Origin of the sequence: Enterococcus hulanensis, from assembly GCF_005405485.1 — a bacterium.
GTDB lineage: Bacteria > Bacillota > Bacilli > Lactobacillales > Enterococcaceae > Enterococcus_A > Enterococcus_A hulanensis.
Genome location: NZ_BJED01000026.1, coordinates 20334 through 36705, shown reverse-complemented (window position 1 = coordinate 36705; position 16372 = coordinate 20334). Strand labels below are relative to the sequence as shown.

The 16372-nt window shown below is 39.8% G+C and carries 12 protein-coding genes; 9 read left to right on the top strand and 3 right to left on the bottom strand.

The window, feature by feature from the left end; genetic code table 11:
* Positions 1-15: 15 nt before the first annotated feature.
* Positions 16-270: a hypothetical protein gene (locus FFR60_RS20735; RefSeq protein WP_137665647.1), complete on the bottom strand. Its 255-nt coding sequence runs from the start codon at positions 268-270 to the stop codon at positions 16-18.
* Between the two features lie 228 nt (positions 271-498).
* Here FFR60_RS20735 and tuf point away from each other — a divergent pair, with 228 nt between their 5' ends.
* Complete coding sequence (gene tuf, locus FFR60_RS20730) at positions 499-1686, top strand: elongation factor Tu (protein ID WP_010745022.1); 1188 nt, start codon at positions 499-501, stop codon at positions 1684-1686.
* Between the two features lie 117 nt (positions 1687-1803).
* Entirely contained in the window at positions 1804-2847 is a 1044-nt protein-coding gene (locus FFR60_RS20725) for a glycerol dehydrogenase (RefSeq protein ID WP_137665646.1), read from the top strand.
* Between the two features lie 30 nt (positions 2848-2877).
* On the opposite strand, the gene FFR60_RS20720 is transcribed toward FFR60_RS20725, so the two are convergent.
* Together FFR60_RS20720 and FFR60_RS20715 are read right to left on the bottom strand one after the other, a co-directional pair.
* Positions 2878-3615 (bottom strand): amino acid ABC transporter ATP-binding protein, encoded by a 738-nt coding sequence (locus FFR60_RS20720; protein ID WP_137665655.1) that lies wholly within the window; start codon positions 3613-3615, stop codon positions 2878-2880.
* Positions 3616-3627: 12 nt separating this feature from the next.
* Positions 3628-5790 carry an amino acid ABC transporter substrate-binding protein/permease gene (locus FFR60_RS20715; protein ID WP_137665645.1) on the bottom strand — a complete coding sequence of 721 codons (2163 nt, stop codon included), beginning with the start codon at positions 5788-5790 and terminating at the stop codon, positions 3628-3630.
* A gap of 245 nt (positions 5791-6035) precedes the next feature.
* Between FFR60_RS20715 and uvrB the strand changes: the two genes are divergently transcribed.
* From uvrB to whiA, 7 genes are all read left to right on the top strand, one after another.
* Positions 6036-8027: an excinuclease ABC subunit UvrB gene (gene uvrB, locus FFR60_RS20710; RefSeq protein WP_088932735.1), complete on the top strand. Its 1992-nt coding sequence runs from the start codon at positions 6036-6038 to the stop codon at positions 8025-8027.
* 62 nt (positions 8028-8089) lie between these two features.
* Positions 8090-10912, top strand: a complete 2823-nt coding sequence (gene uvrA / locus FFR60_RS20705; protein ID WP_137665644.1) for an excinuclease ABC subunit UvrA — start codon at positions 8090-8092, stop codon at positions 10910-10912.
* Between the two features lie 101 nt (positions 10913-11013).
* A complete protein-coding gene (locus FFR60_RS20700; RefSeq protein WP_088932733.1) occupies positions 11014-12270 on the top strand; it encodes a carboxylate--amine ligase in 1257 nt (418 codons plus the stop codon).
* 2 nt (positions 12271-12272) lie between these two features.
* Positions 12273-12986 carry an amino acid racemase gene (locus FFR60_RS20695; RefSeq protein ID WP_137665643.1) on the top strand — a complete coding sequence of 238 codons (714 nt, stop codon included), beginning with the start codon at positions 12273-12275 and terminating at the stop codon, positions 12984-12986.
* 297 nt (positions 12987-13283) lie between these two features.
* The gene (gene rapZ, locus FFR60_RS20690) at positions 13284-14171 is read left to right on the top strand and encodes an RNase adapter RapZ (protein WP_088932732.1); all 888 of its coding nucleotides are present in this window, start codon (positions 13284-13286) and stop codon (positions 14169-14171) included.
* Positions 14168-15166 (top strand): gluconeogenesis factor YvcK family protein, encoded by a 999-nt coding sequence (locus FFR60_RS20685; RefSeq protein ID WP_088932731.1) that lies wholly within the window; start codon positions 14168-14170, stop codon positions 15164-15166. Before rapZ ends, FFR60_RS20685 begins: the two co-directional genes overlap by 4 nt.
* Positions 15167-15429: 263 nt before the next feature.
* Positions 15430-16365, top strand: coding sequence for a DNA-binding protein WhiA (gene whiA / locus FFR60_RS20680; protein WP_137665642.1), 936 nt, complete (start codon positions 15430-15432; stop codon positions 16363-16365).
* Positions 16366-16372 lie beyond the last annotated feature (7 nt).

Below are 16372 nucleotides of genomic sequence, written 5' to 3'. Positions count from 1 at the left end.
GCTCTTTTTTTTTGGTTAATAGGGAATAACAACAACCCATTCAGGATATTTTTCAACCTGTAATTCCTTCAGCTGCAAATCTGGATGCTCGGTTATGACAGAAGGGCTGTCATAATTTTCTTGAAAATAGGCTTTGATTTGCGTATCTGTCCATTGGCGTGCCGGAAAATGATGAAAGGTCTTTCCATTATACATAAAAACAAAGCCGACACTCCAAGCCTTGCGCAGCTCCAGCGGAAAGAGCGCTAATCGTTCTTCAAATGAAGTCATCCTGTCAACTCCTCAATTAATTCATTATTTTTCCTATTATCTCGCAAATGTTTTTCAGCGTCCAGTAAGACGGAGACAAATTATTAGGAGTTTGACCAATTCTGATGTATGATGATCTCGGATAGTTACTTACAAAAAGTAAAGAAGTGTAAATCTTTTTCATTTAACCCAAAATGTTTTACACTATATCCGTAAGAATTTTTACACTTTTTAGGAGGTTTGTTTATTATGGCAAAAGAACATTATGATAGAAGTAAACCACACGTTAATATTGGTACCATCGGTCACGTCGACCACGGTAAAACAACCTTAACGGCAGCAATTACAACAGTACTAGGCAAGAAAGGTCTAGCAAACCCTCAAGACTACGCTAGTATCGATGCTGCACCAGAAGAACGTGAACGCGGAATCACTATCAATACTGCACACGTTGAATACGAAACTGAAAAACGCCACTATGCCCATATCGATGCTCCAGGACACGCGGACTATGTTAAAAACATGATCACCGGTGCTGCTCAAATGGACGGAGCGATCTTAGTAGTATCTGCTACTGACGGCCCAATGCCTCAAACACGTGAACACATTTTGTTATCACGTCAAGTAGGCGTTAAATACTTGATCGTCTTCTTGAACAAAGTCGACTTAGTTGATGATGAAGAATTGATCGATCTAGTTGAGATGGAAGTACGCGAATTACTTTCTGAATATGGTTTCCCAGGCGACGATATTCCAGTTCTTAAAGGTTCTGCTTTGAAAGCTTTAGAAGGCGACCCTGAACAAGAACAAGTAATCATGGACTTGATGGATACGGTTGACGAATATATCCCAACGCCAGAACGTGACACTGACAAACCATTCTTGTTGCCAGTCGAAGATGTCTTCTCAATCACAGGACGCGGGACTGTAGCATCTGGTCGTATCGACCGTGGTGAAGTCAAAGTCGGTGACGAAGTTGAAATTATCGGGATCAAACCTGAAGTTCAAAAAGCTGTTGTAACGGGACTTGAAATGTTCCGTAAAACATTAGATTATGGTGAAGCCGGCGATAACGTTGGGGTTCTATTACGTGGTATCACACGGGATGAAATCGAGCGTGGCCAAGTATTAGCTAAACCAGGTTCAATTACACCACATACGAAATTTAGTGCAGAAGTATATGTATTGACGAAAGAAGAAGGTGGCCGTCATACGCCATTCTTCAACAACTATCGTCCTCAATTCTACTTCCGTACAACAGACGTTACTGGTAACATCGTATTGCCAGAAGGTACTGAAATGGTAATGCCTGGCGATAACGTAACGATCGACGTTGAATTGATCCACCCAATCGCTGTAGAAAAAGGTACAACTTTCTCTATTCGTGAAGGCGGACGCACCGTTGGTTCAGGTATCGTAACTGAAATCGAAGCATAAATCAGCTTTATTAAGCACACAGCATTTGACGCTGTGTGCTTTTTTCATGCTTCAGGTCACCTTGCAACTGTTTTCTTTGATTGTTATGATGAATTAAAATGGTCAAAAGGAGCAGGTATGGAAAAAGTTTTTGTCAGTCCGATGACATATCGGCAAGGAAAAAATGTTTTGTGGAATCATTTGAATGATATTTTAGCTTTTGGTCAAAAAGGTTTGCTGGTGACAGATCAATTTGTTTATCAAATGGTCGGTGAGCGGCTGCTGGAAGAACTGACCGTTCAAGGCGGGCAAATTACGAAGTGGTTAGTGGAAGAGGAGCGAACTACTGCTGATTTTGATTATGTGATTGCTTTAGGCGGCGGACGAGCAATTGATCTAGGCAAGGCTTTGGCCTTTGAAACGAGCAGCCGCTGCATCGTTGTTCCGACATCTGCGTCAACCGATGCGCCTACTTCGCGGATTTCTGTGAAATATCAAGACGGCTATTTTGCAAAGTATGATTACTATGCGCAAAGTCCCGATTTGGTTTTAGTCGATACAGCTATTTTGATCGAGAGTCCCGTTCACTTTTTAACTGCGGGAATTGCTGACGGATTATCAACTTCCATAGAAGCTAGGACAGTACGTGAGAATTCCGGTGTAAATACTTTAGGAGCGGCACCAACATTGGCAGCTGAAGCTATCGCAGAGAAATGTCGCGAAGTTTTATTTGAGCACGCAGAAGCAGCAGTTGAAGCCAACAAAAAGCATGAAATCACACTGGCCTTTGAAGCCGTTGTCGAAGCAAACACGTTATTAAGCGGAATTGGTTTTGAATCGGGTGGATTGAGTATCGCCCATGCCTTGCATAATGCGATGGTTAGTCTATGGGGAAGAGAAATTAAGGGAAGTCATGGACAAATCATAGCGCTGACTACTTTGCAGCAATTACAAATTGAAGGTAGCGAAGAAGAGTTGAGGAAATACCAAACGTTATTCGAACGATTAAATCTGCCGATTACTTATGAAGCCCTATCGATTTTTCCTTCTGCTGAAGAATTAAAAAAAGTCGCTGAATTGGCATTTTCACCAGAGGATGGAATTATCCGCAGCCAGTCGCCTGCGACGGAAGAAGAAGTTTTTAAGACATTGCTAACATTCAGAAAAACCCGTGAAATCTAAACTGATTTCACGGGTTTCGTGTTTTTAAAATTAAATATTCAATACTTTATTTAAGAAGTCTTGTGTTCTTGGATTGTGCGGATTATTGAAGACTTGTTCTGGTGTGCCGTCTTCAAGGATTTTACCACCATCAGTAAAGATCACGCGGTCAGCCACTTCTTTGGCAAAGCCCATTTCGTGAGTCACGATGACCATGGTCATTCCCTGCAAAGCTAGATCCTTCATAACCTTCAATACATCTCCAACCATTTCTGGATCGAGCGCAGAGGTAGGTTCATCAAACAGCATAACATCAGGGTTCATTGCTAAAGCACGAGCGATTGCCACACGCTGCTTTTGACCACCTGAAAGACTATCAGGATAATCATCACGTTTTTCAGCTAAGCCTACTTGTGTTAATAATTCTACGGCACGTTTATTAGCCGATTCTTTCGTTTCACCCTTCAAATCAAGCGGAGCTAAGGTGATATTTTCTAAAACGGTCAGGTGAGGGAACAAGTTGAAATGCTGGAACACCATTCCGATATGTTGACGCACTAAGTTGATATCGGTGTGCTTGTCAGTCAAATCCTGTCCATCAATAATAATTTCACCTGAAGTGGGTTCTTCTAAATGATTCATACAGCGTAAAAAGGTACTTTTACCTGAACCAGATGGTCCGATGATACAAACAACTTCACCTTCGCTGATGGTGATATTCAAGTCATTTAAAACGGTGTTGTCACCGAATTTTTTCACTAAATGATTTACGACAATTTTCTTATCCATTCTATTTTCCATCTATTTCACCTTCTTATCTAAACGGTTCGCTAACTTAGTCAAGATCGTGATCAAGATCAAGTACATGATTGCGATGATCAAGTATACGTAAGAACTTTGCGTTGTCCGAGCCACAATAATTTTACCTGTTTGCAGTAATTCTACAACACCGATGGCTGAGATGATCGTCGTATCTTTCAAACTGATAACGAATTGATTGATGAAAGAAGGAATCATGATTTTCACAGCTTGCGGTAAAATAATTTTCTGCATCGTTCGATTATAAGACAGTCCTAAACTTCGCGAAGCCTCCATTTGTCCAATTGGAACGGCATTGATACCGCCACGTACGATTTCAGCAATATAGGCACTCGCATTTAAAGTCAAGGTAATGATCCCGGCCGCAAAGTCAGGAATCTTGATACCTGTAATGCCTGGCAATCCGAAGAAAATGAAGAAGGCTAATACCATCATTGGTATCCCTCGGATGATGTCGATGTAGATACCAGCTAAAGTACGCAGCCCGCGAACTGGAGATACCCGGAACAATCCAAAGATAACGCCTAGGACTAAAGCAAGCGCAAATGATACTAATGCTAAGACGATCGTTTTCCATAAACCGTCTAACAAAGATTTGTAGTTGTTTTTCAACAAACCAGTGATCGTTGATTCATCAACAGCATCCTTTTTATCTTCTTTTTCAGAGCCGATGTATTTATTGACGATTTCATCGTATTCACCAGTACGTTTCATTTCTTTCAAGGCTTCAGTAAACATTTCACGAAGCTCAGCGTTTTGGCCTTTCTTCACTGCGAAACCATATTCTCCGCCGACTTCACGCTTGATCGGAGTTTTTAGAGCCTGACCTTGATTCACTGCGTAACCGATAACAGGGTAGTCATCCATCATTGCATCGATTGAATCGACCTTTAGTGCATCATATAATTGATCGGCTGCATCAAAGCTCTTAATCGTATAACCATATTCCTTTTTATGTGATTCTAAGAAATCTGCACTTTCAGTACCAACTTTGGCACCAACTGTTTTCCCTTTTAAATCTTCATACGATTTGATGTCTTTATTATCTTTGGCAACAGCGAGTTGAATCCCGCTTTGGAAATACGGATCAGAGAAGTCATAGTTGGCTTTTCGTTCATCAGTAATCGTCATCCCAGCGATCATACCATCAGCTTGACCAGATTCTAAAGCCTGCATCGCAGAGGAGAAGCCGATGAACTTCATATCTAATTTAAAACCTTGCAGCTCAGCCGCCCGTTTCAGCAAATCAACGTCGATCCCTTTATATTCACCATCGCTGTCTTTATATTCAAAGGGGGCAAAAGCAGAATCACTGGCAACAACATATACATCTTTTTTAGGTTCGATTTTCTTCATTTCACCAGAAGCGGCTTGATCGCCAGAACCAGTAGAAATGTACTCGCTGACGATTTTATCGTAGCTCCCGTTTTTCTTTAAATCTTTCAAACCTTGATTGAATTTCTCAAGTAATTCCTTGTTTTCACCTTTTTTAACAGCGAAACCGTAAGAGCTGCCTTTTTCTGGATCGCCGACCAATTTGAAGGGTTGACCATTTGTTACAGCATAACCAAGAACAGGGTAGTCATCAAAAATCGCTTCGACATTCCCATTTGTCAGGGCATTATACATCGCATCTGCAGCTTCGTATTGTTTGATTTCGTAACCATATTTGTCTTTGTTCTTATCTAAGAAGGTTGCACTTTCCGTACCGATTTTCGCAGCAACCGTTTTGCCTTTTAGATCTTTGTAATCCTTAATGTCTTTATTATCATTTTTAACAGCCATTTGAATTCCACTGTCAAAGTAAGGTTCAGAAAAGTCAAAGGTTTTTTTCCGTTCGTCTGTGATGCTCATCCCAGCGATCATACCGTCTAGCTGATCTGATTGTACACCTTGGATCGAGCTGTCAAATCCTAGCGGGCGTAAATCCACTTTGAAGTTTTGATCCTTTGCAATCTGGTTAAGTAAATCCACGTCAATTCCTATGTATTCGCCATCAGAGTTTTGAAATTCGAAAGGAGCAAAAGTCAGGTCCGTTCCGATTTTATATGTTTTTTCCGCGGCGTCGGACTTGCTGGCAAAGCCCAGTGTGAATATACTTGCCACCAAGAAAACAACGAATGGAATTAATTTGTTTTTTCTCATAATAATCCTCCTAATTACTTATCGTTTGTTTATTATATGTTAGTTTAAGGATAAAATACAAGAGGCTTCATTGTGGGAGAGAAAAAAAGCAAAATTTTTATAACATGGCATGTAAGGAAATGTGACATAGTTGTTTTTAAGAAGTTCTTACGGCAGGAATAAAAAATGGCGAAAATATGTTCGGTATGCTATAATTTTGAAATGGAAAATCTTTGTACATTTAATATAAAAAGGGGGATTTTTGTATGATTGAAAGAGTAACGGACAACACGTTCGACCTTCATTCAAAATATCAGCCTGCAGGCGATCAGCCCGAGGCCATTAAACAACTTGCCGAAGGGATCGTTGATGGAAAAAAAGCACAAATACTTTTAGGAGCCACCGGTACTGGTAAAACGTATACGATCTCCAATGTTATCAAGAAAGTCAATAAGCCGACTCTGATCATTGCCCACAATAAAACATTAGCGGGCCAATTATATGGCGAGTTTAAGGAATTCTTTCCTAACAACGCGGTGGAGTATTTTGTCAGCTACTATGATTATTATCAACCCGAGGCATATGTGCCTTCTAGTGATACGTATATCGAAAAGGATTCCAGTATCAATGACGAGATTGATAAACTACGTCACTCGGCGACCAGCTCGTTACTAGAACGTAATGATGTGATCGTGGTGGCTTCAGTTTCTTGTATTTTTGGTTTGGGATCACCAAAAGAGTATATGGAGCAAGTGCTGTCTTTACGTGTCGGAATGGAAATGGATCGGAATAAGCTGTTGCGAAATTTGATCGATATTCAGTTTGAACGAAACGATATTGACTTTCAACGTGGCCGCTTTCGCGTTCGTGGTGATGTTGTGGAAATATTCCCTGCATCACGAGATGAACGTGCTTTACGTGTGGAGTTTTTCGGAGATGAGATCGAACGAATTCGTGAAGTAGATGCATTGACTGGTGAAATCACTGGCGAGACTGAACACGTAGCTATCTTCCCAGCCACTCACTTCTTAACGAATGAAGACCACATGGAAGTTGCGATCAGTAATATCAAAACAGAACTTGAAGATCGTTTAGAAGTGCTGCGTAATGACAACAAATTATTAGAAGCTCAGCGATTAGAACAACGCACAAACTATGACATTGAGATGTTGAGAGAAATGGGCTATACATCAGGTATTGAAAACTACTCACGACATATGGATGGTCGTAAAGAAGGCGAACCGCCTTATACGCTGATTGATTTCTTTCCTGATGACTTTTTACTCGTCGTTGATGAGTCTCACGTAACGATGCCTCAGGTACGCGGCATGTATAATGGTGACCGAGCACGTAAACAAATGTTGGTCGATTATGGTTTCCGTTTGCCTTCAGCGTTAGACAATCGACCTTTACGATTAGAGGAATTTGAAGAACGCGTGAATCAGATCGTATATGTTTCAGCGACGCCTGGTCCTTATGAGCACGAAGAGACAGATACAGTAGTAGAACAGATTATTCGTCCGACTGGCTTATTAGATCCGGTCATTGAAGTGCGTCCGATCATGGGACAAATCGATGATTTAGTTGGAGAAATCAATGAACGCTCTGAGCGAAATGAAAGAGTCTTTGTCACGACCTTAACGAAAAAAATGTCAGAAGACTTAACGGACTACTTCAAAGAATTAGGAATCAAAGTCAAATATCTGCACAGTGATATCAAAACGCTGGAGCGGACAGAAATCATTCGTGATTTGCGTTTAGGAAAATTTGATGTACTTGTCGGGATCAATCTGTTGCGAGAAGGACTTGACGTGCCGGAAGTCTCATTAGTAGCTATTTTGGATGCGGACAAAGAAGGATTCTTACGAAGTGAACGATCTCTTGTTCAAACAATTGGTCGTGCTGCCCGTAATTCAGAAGGTAGAGTAATTATGTATGCTGATAAAATTACCGACTCTATGCAGCGAGCAATGGATGAAACCACACGCCGGCGTAATATTCAGCAGCAATATAATGAAGATCACGGGATTGAACCTAAGACGATCATCAAAGAAATTCGTGACTTGATCTCAATCAGTAAGGTAGCAGAAGATATTGAATCATTTGATGCAACATCTTATGAAGAATTATCGAAATCAGAACGTAAGGAACTTATTGCCAAGCTTGAAGATGAGATGCGCGAAGCTGCAAAAACGCTTGACTTTGAGACTGCGGCAACTTTACGTGATACGATTTTAGAATTAAAAGCAGCGGAATAGACTGAGCTAAAGGTATCAGTTCCACTAAAAAATGAATATAGTTAATGAACAAGGAGATATAAATGGCGAATGATAAGATAGTAATTCATGGAGCGCGAGCTCATAATTTGAAAAATGTTGATGTGACGATTCCTCGTGACAAAATGGTGGTTGTTACTGGTTTGTCTGGTTCTGGGAAAAGCTCGTTGGCCTTCGATACGCTTTATGCGGAAGGTCAACGCCGTTATGTGGAAAGTTTATCGGCGTATGCACGCCAATTTCTCGGTCAGATGGACAAACCAGATGTAGATAGCATCGATGGTTTGAGTCCGGCAATTTCAATTGATCAAAAAACGACCAGCAAAAATCCTCGGTCGACAGTAGGAACGGTAACTGAGATTAATGATTATTTGCGGTTGCTTTATGCACGAGTGGGGCATCCGATTTGTCCCAACGATCATATTGAGATTACTTCTCAGTCTGTTGAGCAAATGGTCGATAAGGTTTTGGAACTGCCGGAACGAACAAAAATCCAAATCTTAGCACCAGTAATTACTAAGAAAAAAGGACAGCATAAAAAAGTTTTTGAAATGATTCAACGGGAAGGCTATGTCCGCATGCGTGTTGATGGAGAATTATATGATGTGACAGAAGCCCCCGAATTAACCAAAAATAAAAAGCATGACATTGAGATCATCGTCGATCGGATTGTTGTTAAGGAAGGAATTCGTTCACGTTTATTTGATTCTTTTGAAGCGGCTCTGCGTTTAGCAGAGGGTTACGCGATTGTTGATGTGATTGGTGAAAAAGAAATGCTTTTCAGCGAACACTATGCATGTCCGTATTGCGGTTTTACAGTAGGTGAACTTGAACCACGATTATTTTCATTCAATGCTCCTTTTGGCGCATGTCCAGATTGTGATGGTTTAGGGATTAAGTTAGAAGTCGATATGGATTTAGTGATACCCGATCAAGGGAAAACATTACGCGAAGGTGCATTGATTCCTTGGAATCCAATCAGCTCGCAATATTATCCGCAAATGTTGGAACAGGCCTGCTTAAGTTTCGGGATTGACATGGATACACCTTTCGAAGAGCTGCCGAAAGAGCATCAAGATATTATTTTGAATGGATCGAACGGTGAAAATTTCCACTTCCACTATGAAAATGATTTCGGTGGAGTTCGTGATGTAGAAGTTCCTTTCGAAGGTATTATTAACAACATCAACCGTCGTTATGCGGAAACAAATAGTGATTTCACACGTGATCAAATGCGTTTGTATATGACCGAATTAACTTGTCAAACTTGTCATGGTTATCGTTTGAACCCGCAAGCATTATCCGTTCAGATTAATGACGTGAATATTGGGCAAGTGAGTGAAGATTCGATTAATAGTGCATTGGATTTTTTTGAAACAGTTGCTTTAAGTGAGCAGGAAAAAGTCATTGCTAAACCAATTCTAAAGGAAATCAAGGATCGTTTGAGCTTCTTGCGAAACGTTGGGTTGGATTATCTAACTTTAAGTCGAGCATCAGGAACTTTATCTGGTGGCGAAGCACAACGGATTCGTTTAGCGACTCAAATTGGTTCAAACTTATCTGGAGTTCTTTATATTTTGGATGAACCTTCGATTGGGTTGCATCAACGGGACAATGATCGTTTGATTGAATCCTTGAAGAAAATGCGTGATTTGGGAAATACCCTGATCGTTGTAGAGCATGATGAAGATACGATGCGTGCAGCTGATTATTTGATTGATGTTGGCCCGGGTGCCGGTGATCAAGGTGGAGAGATCGTTGCTGCGGGAACGCCGAAGCAGGTTGAGAAGAATCCGAAATCTTTGACTGGTCAGTATCTATCAGGAAAACGAGAAATTGCCATACCCAAAGAACGTCGTAAAGGAAGCGGTAAGAAAATCAAGGTTACTGGTGCTGCTGAGAATAATTTGAAAAATATTGAAGCAGAGTTCCCATTAGGAAAATTTGTCGCAGTAACGGGTGTTTCCGGATCAGGAAAATCAACATTAGTAAATCAGATTTTGAAAAAGGCTTTAGCTCAGAAATTGAATCGGAACTCAAATAAACCTGGGAAGTTCAAGAAAATTACTGGGTATAATAATATTGAAAAATTAGTTGATATTGATCAAAGCCCAATTGGTCGCACACCACGAAGCAACCCTGCTACTTATACAAGTGTTTTTGATGATATTCGAGATTTATTTGCACAAACGAATGAAGCCAAAATTCGCGGATATAAAAAAGGCCGCTTTAGTTTCAATGTTAAAGGTGGACGCTGTGAGGCTTGTCGTGGTGACGGAATTATCAAGATCGAGATGCATTTCTTACCGGATGTTTATGTACCGTGTGAAGTGTGTCATGGGAAGCGGTATAACTCAGAAACGTTAGAGGTTCATTATAAAGGAAAGAATATTGCTGATATTTTAGAAATGACTGTTGAAGATGCTGTTGAGTTCTTTAAACATATTCCTAAAATTCATCGCAAACTGCAAACGATCGTAGATGTTGGCTTGGGATATGTCACAATGGGGCAACCAGCAACAACACTTTCTGGCGGGGAAGCGCAGCGTATGAAACTTGCCAGTGAGCTTCATAAGAACTCTAACGGCAAAAATTTCTATATTCTAGATGAGCCGACAACGGGATTGCACACGGACGATATCGCTCGCTTATTGAAGGTGCTTGAACGCTTTGTTGATGCTGGAAATACTGTTTTGGTCATTGAACATAATTTAGATGTGATCAAATCAGCCGACTATGTGATTGACCTTGGACCAGAAGGCGGCGACGGGGGCGGTACAATTTTGGCTACAGGTACACCAGAGGAAATCGCTGAAGTTCCCGAGAGTTATACTGGTCATTATTTGAAGCGTGTCCTAAAAAAATAAATAACTGATAAAGCTCGATGCAAGTGAAGGATTCTCCTTTGCTTGCATTTTTCTTTATGGTATGATTATCAAGGATTTAGAATGAGAAGGTGTAAGAAAATATGAATGAAAAACAAAAATTTGTCCCGATTTTATTAGGGAGCGATATTAATGTCTATGGTATGTCCCGTTCTTTTCACGAAGCCTATGGAATCGTTTCAGAGGCTTATGCTGGGTTGCAATTGGCACCAACAAAATATAGTAAGATTGTGAATGTACATGTTGTTCCGGGATTCGATAAGGACCCTGTATTTATTGAACAAATGCGCGATTTAGGGAAAAACACTTACAATAATCCTGATACGAAATATCTACTGATCGCATGCGGTGATGGATATGCTGAGTTAGTTTCGCAACACAAAGAAGAGCTTTCTGAATGGTTTATTTGCCCTTATATTGATTTTGATTTATTACAAAGCTTAATCAGTAAAGTCAGCTTCTATGAAATTTGCGAAAAATACGATTTGCCTTATCCAAACACTTTTATCATTACAGAAGATATGTTGGAGGCTGGAAAATTAAAGCAAGACTTACCGTTTGATTTCCCAGTGGCTTTAAAACCTGCAAATAGTGTAGAATGGCTGTCTATTGATTTTGAAGGGCGCAAGAAGGCCTTTATTTTGGATACACGTGATGAGTTCGACACAATTATCGAACGTATTTACGAAGCTGGCTATACTAGTGAAATGATTGCGCAAGATTTTATTCCTGGTGATGACAGTAATATGCGTGTTTTAAATGCCTATGTTGATCAAAATCATCAAGTGCGTATGATGTGTTTGGGTCATCCGCTATTAGAAGATCCTTCTCCAGAAGCAATTGGAAACTATGTAGCGATTATACCTGAATATAATGAAAAAATTTATCAAACGATTAAAGGGTTTCTAGAAAAGATCAATTACACTGGCTTTGCGAATTTTGACATGAAGTATGACCCGCGCGATGGAGAATACAAACTATTTGAAATCAATTTACGCCAAGGACGCAGCAGTTTCTTCGTTACTCTCAATGGCTTTAATTTAGCGCAGTACGTGACGGAAGATCGTGTGTTTGAAAAGCCTTTTAGCGAAACGATCTATGGAAAGGCAGAAGCTGCAACTTCAATGTTGTGGATGGGCGTGCCGAAGGGTGTTTTTGAAAAATTCGCTCGCAACAATGCCGACAAAGAGAAAGCGCTAGAGATGATTAAAAATAAACAATGGGGCACTACAGTCTTTTATAAGAAAGATATGTCTCTGATGCGTTGGGTATTAATGAAATACATGTTCAGCAAATATAAAGGACGATTTGATTTATTCTTTAAAGAGAAAGAAGGATAAATATGGAAAATTTTTTTAGTATTCTTGGCGGTATGGGAACAATGGCAACAGAAAGTTTTATTCGAATACTGAACCAACGAACCCAAGCTCATAATGATCAAGAGTACTTGAATTATGTGATGTTCAATCATGCGACTGTCCCTGACCGGACGGCTTACATCTTGGATAATGAGGCTCCTAGTCCATTGCCGTTTCTATTAGATGATATTGAGAAACAAAATTTATTACAGCCTGATTTTATAGTGCTGACTTGCAATACTGCTCATTACTTTTTTGAACAGCTTCAAGGTGCAACGAAAATTCCATTATTGCACATGCCGCGTGAAGCGGTTAATGAGGCGACGAAGCACCATCAACCGGGAGAGAAAATTGCCGTGTTGGCTACTGCGGGAACGATGACTGCTAAAGTGTATCAAAGCGAACTAGAGGCAAAAGGATTTGAAGTTATGGCTCCTGAACAAGAACTTCAAGAAAAAATCAATTATCTGATTTATCATGATGTGAAGGAAAACGACTACATCAATAGTGAGTTATATTTAGAAATTCTTTCAGACGTCTTTGAAAAATATGGGTGTCAAAATGCTATTTTAGGTTGTACAGAACTATCTTTAGTTCAAGAATTGACGGAAGAAGTACCCTATCCAGTAATTGATGCACAATCGATTTTAGCTGATCGCACCATTGAATTAGCATTGAAAAACAGATCTTCCAAGTAGGAGGATCTGTTTTTTTGTAAATATCTTTTAACCAATAAGTCTTTTGAATCCGTTCGTTGTATTAGGAAAGATTAAAGAATTACAAATAAGTAGCAAAGACACGCCTGGAATGTTATAATTTTAAAAGATAGCGAAGGAGGCTAACGTTCAGTTTCTTTGGCATCTTTTTATTTGGTTTAAGAAATTTACTTTCTGATTATAGGATATTTGGAAAAGACTGCTTTTAAATAGTAGATTAGTATTAAAATAGAGATCATTTTCAAAATGATTTTTTAATTGAGAGAGGAGTGACACAAAATGACAGAGAGTTTACATTTAGTTGTCATTACTGGCATGAGTGGCGCGGGGAAAACCGTTGCGATTCAAAGTTTTGAAGATATGGGGTATTTTTGTGTAGATAATATGCCCCCAGGTTTAATTCCAAAATTTTGGGAATTAATTCGTGAGTCTGGAAAGGTAACAAAAATTGCCTTAGTTGTTGATCTACGGTCCCGTTCATTTTTCGAAGACATTCAAAAAATGTTGATAGAGATCGAAAATACCGGATTTATCGATACAAGTATCCTGTTTTTAGATTGTTCTGATGAAGAGCTGGTTTCTCGTTATAAAGAGACGCGTCGTTCTCATCCGCTTGCAATGGACGGTATGATTACAGAGGGAATACGAAAAGAACGTGCGATTTTGGAGGATCTAAAAAATCGCGCAACGTTAATGATTGATACAACCGATTTGACACCGCGTCAGCTGCGGGAAAAAATCAATCAATCATTTAAGCAAAAAGATGATGTAGGTTTCCACGTGGAAGTTGTTTCCTTTGGATTTAAATATGGGCTGCCGATTGATGCTGATATCGTCATGGATGTACGCTTCTTACCAAACCCGCATTATATTCCAGAGCTGCGTCCGCAAACAGGGCTAGATAAGCCTGTTTATGATTATGTGATGTCATTTCCTGAAACGGAAAGTTTTTATACAAATTTTGTACGGCTAATAATGGATATCTTGCCAGGTTATATCAAAGAAGGGAAAAGTTCATTAACCATCGCTATTGGTTGTACTGGTGGACAGCACCGTTCAGTTGCCCTGACTGAGCGTGTGGGTAAAGCTATTAAAGAAGCTGATTATAAAGTGAACATCACCCATCGTGATAAAGATAAGCGGAAAGAGACGGTGAATCGTTCATGAAAATGAAAACATACCGTATCCGCAAACCTAAAATCGTGGTGATTGGCGGGGGAACTGGACTGCCGGTTATTTTGAAAAGCCTGCGGAACCAAAGCGCAGATATTACAGCAGTCGTGACTGTCGCAGATGATGGCGGCAGTAGCGGTGAGTTGCGTGATTCGATCGATATGGCACCGCCAGGAGACTTGAGAAATGTATTGGCTGCTTTATCAGACATGCCAAAACTATATGAAGATTTATTTCAATATCGTTTTCATGAGGATGACAAATTTTTAGCGAATCATACGATTGGAAATCTCCTGATTGCGGCTTTATCAGAAATGCGCAACAGTACCTACGAGGCCATTCAATTGCTTTCGATGATGATGCATGTCGATGGACACATTTATCCTTCTTCGGAAACGCCGTTAGTTTTGCATGCAGATTTCGATGATGGAACTAGTGCGGTAGGCGAGTCAAAAATTGCTATTGATCGCAAAACAATTGAAAAAGTTTATGTTACAGAGAAAAATGGTGAACAAGCTGTTCATGCAGCGCGTAAAGTTGTTAATGCCATCCACGAAGCAGATATGGTCGTACTAGGTCCGGGGTCATTGTTTACTAGTATCCTGCCTAATTTAGTGATTGAGGAATTAGGTGATGCAGTCCGTACGACTAAGGCAGAAGTGGTCTACATTTGCAATATTATGACTCAAAAAGGTGAGACAGAGCATTTTAGCGATGCAGATCATATTCGAGTTCTGCACAAGCACCTTGAAAGCAAATTTATCGACACCGTTTTGGTCAATACAGAAAAAGTTCCTGAAGGTTATATGGATCCTGAAATCTATGACGAGTACTTGGTACAGGTTACCCATGATTTTAATGGTCTGAGAGATGAGGGCTGTCGTGTTGTTTCAACTGATTTTTTGAAATTGCGTGATGGCGGTGTTTTTCATGATGGCGATAAGGTTGTAGATGAGTTGTTCCGAATCGTATTCGGCGCAAAAATTTAAAAAATCTTCAGTTTATCTGATTGACGGAAGAAAAATATAGTTATGTAGTCTTAATTAGAACTAATTTTTGTCAAAGAAAATTAGTTCTTTATTATGAAAAAGGATGCCAGTTTCACTTTTTTATTCAAACAACGAATAATATTTTCACGCAGAACTGATAGATAGTCATGCGAGATAACTAGTGGAATGGTATACGACTTGAAAATAGACCTAATTTTTCTCTAGAAAAATTAAGTCTTTATTATGAAAAAGGAGGGCTCGTCATGTCTTTTGCAGCAGAAGTAAAAAAAGAGCTAACGGGTCTGGCAGTCCAAAAGAATCTCGCACAAGCTGAGCTGGCCGCATTGATACGTATGAATGGTTCACTAAGCTTGAGTAATCATCAATTTGTTTTAAATGTCCAAACTGAAAATGCAGCGATTGCTCGTCGGATTTTTACTTTGTTGAAGGAACATTATGGAGTGCGCAGCGAGTTATTGGTACGCCGAAAAATGAAATTAAAGAAAAATAATGTTTACATTGTTCGATTGAAACAAGAAACACAGAAGATATTATTAGATTTGGATATTATGGATGGAATGATGTTTCAATCCCACATATCGAATGAAGTCAAGCAATCTGATGAAAAAACACGGGCATATTTGCGGGGGGCTTTTTTAGCTTCTGGCTCGGTTAATAATCCTGAAACAAGTCGTTATCACTTAGAGATTTCTTCGATTTACGAGGAACATAATCAAGATATCTGCGATTTGCTGAATCTGTTCGATCTCAATGCGCGAACGCTGGAACGACGCAACGGGTACATCACCTATTTAAAAGGTGCGGAAAAAATTGCTGACTTTTTGACATTGATCGGCGCAACGAATTCAATGTTGAAGTTTGAAGACGTTCGAATTGTCCGAGACATGCGTAATTCGGTTAATCGACTAGTCAATTGCGAGACAGCCAATATGAATAAAACGATTGATGCAGCTTCTAAACAGATTGAGAATATTCATTTTATTGAAGCAACTGTCGGATTACAATCATTGCCTGAGAAGTTGCAAGAAATTGCAGAATTGCGGATTCAAAATCCGGAAATCAGCTTAAAAGAATTGGGAGAGATGATCCCATCTGGAGCGATTTCTAAATCGGGGATCAACCATCGAATACGAAAAATCAATGATTTTGCAGATAATTTGCGCAAAAAAACCGTTTGAGTCTCAA

What these genes read in the sequence shown, in the direction of transcription:
- FFR60_RS20735 (WP_137665647.1), bottom strand. Translation starts at nt 270, where the DNA reads ATGACTTCATTTGAAGAACGATTAGCGCTCTTTCCGCTGGAGCTGCGC.
- tuf (WP_010745022.1), top strand. Translation starts at nt 499, where the DNA reads ATGGCAAAAGAACATTATGATAGAAGTAAACCACACGTTAATATTGGT.
- FFR60_RS20725 (WP_137665646.1), top strand. Translation starts at nt 1,804, where the DNA reads ATGGAAAAAGTTTTTGTCAGTCCGATGACATATCGGCAAGGAAAAAAT.
- FFR60_RS20720 (WP_137665655.1), bottom strand. Translation starts at nt 3,615, where the DNA reads ATGGATAAGAAAATTGTCGTAAATCATTTAGTGAAAAAATTCGGTGAC.
- FFR60_RS20715 (WP_137665645.1), bottom strand. Translation starts at nt 5,790, where the DNA reads ATGAGAAAAAACAAATTAATTCCATTCGTTGTTTTCTTGGTGGCAAGT.
- uvrB (WP_088932735.1), top strand. Translation starts at nt 6,036, where the DNA reads ATGATTGAAAGAGTAACGGACAACACGTTCGACCTTCATTCAAAATAT.
- uvrA (WP_137665644.1), top strand. Translation starts at nt 8,090, where the DNA reads ATGGCGAATGATAAGATAGTAATTCATGGAGCGCGAGCTCATAATTTG.
- FFR60_RS20700 (WP_088932733.1), top strand. Translation starts at nt 11,014, where the DNA reads ATGAATGAAAAACAAAAATTTGTCCCGATTTTATTAGGGAGCGATATT.
- FFR60_RS20695 (WP_137665643.1), top strand. Translation starts at nt 12,273, where the DNA reads ATGGAAAATTTTTTTAGTATTCTTGGCGGTATGGGAACAATGGCAACA.
- rapZ (WP_088932732.1), top strand. Translation starts at nt 13,284, where the DNA reads ATGACAGAGAGTTTACATTTAGTTGTCATTACTGGCATGAGTGGCGCG.
- FFR60_RS20685 (WP_088932731.1), top strand. Translation starts at nt 14,168, where the DNA reads ATGAAAATGAAAACATACCGTATCCGCAAACCTAAAATCGTGGTGATT.
- whiA (WP_137665642.1), top strand. Translation starts at nt 15,430, where the DNA reads ATGTCTTTTGCAGCAGAAGTAAAAAAAGAGCTAACGGGTCTGGCAGTC.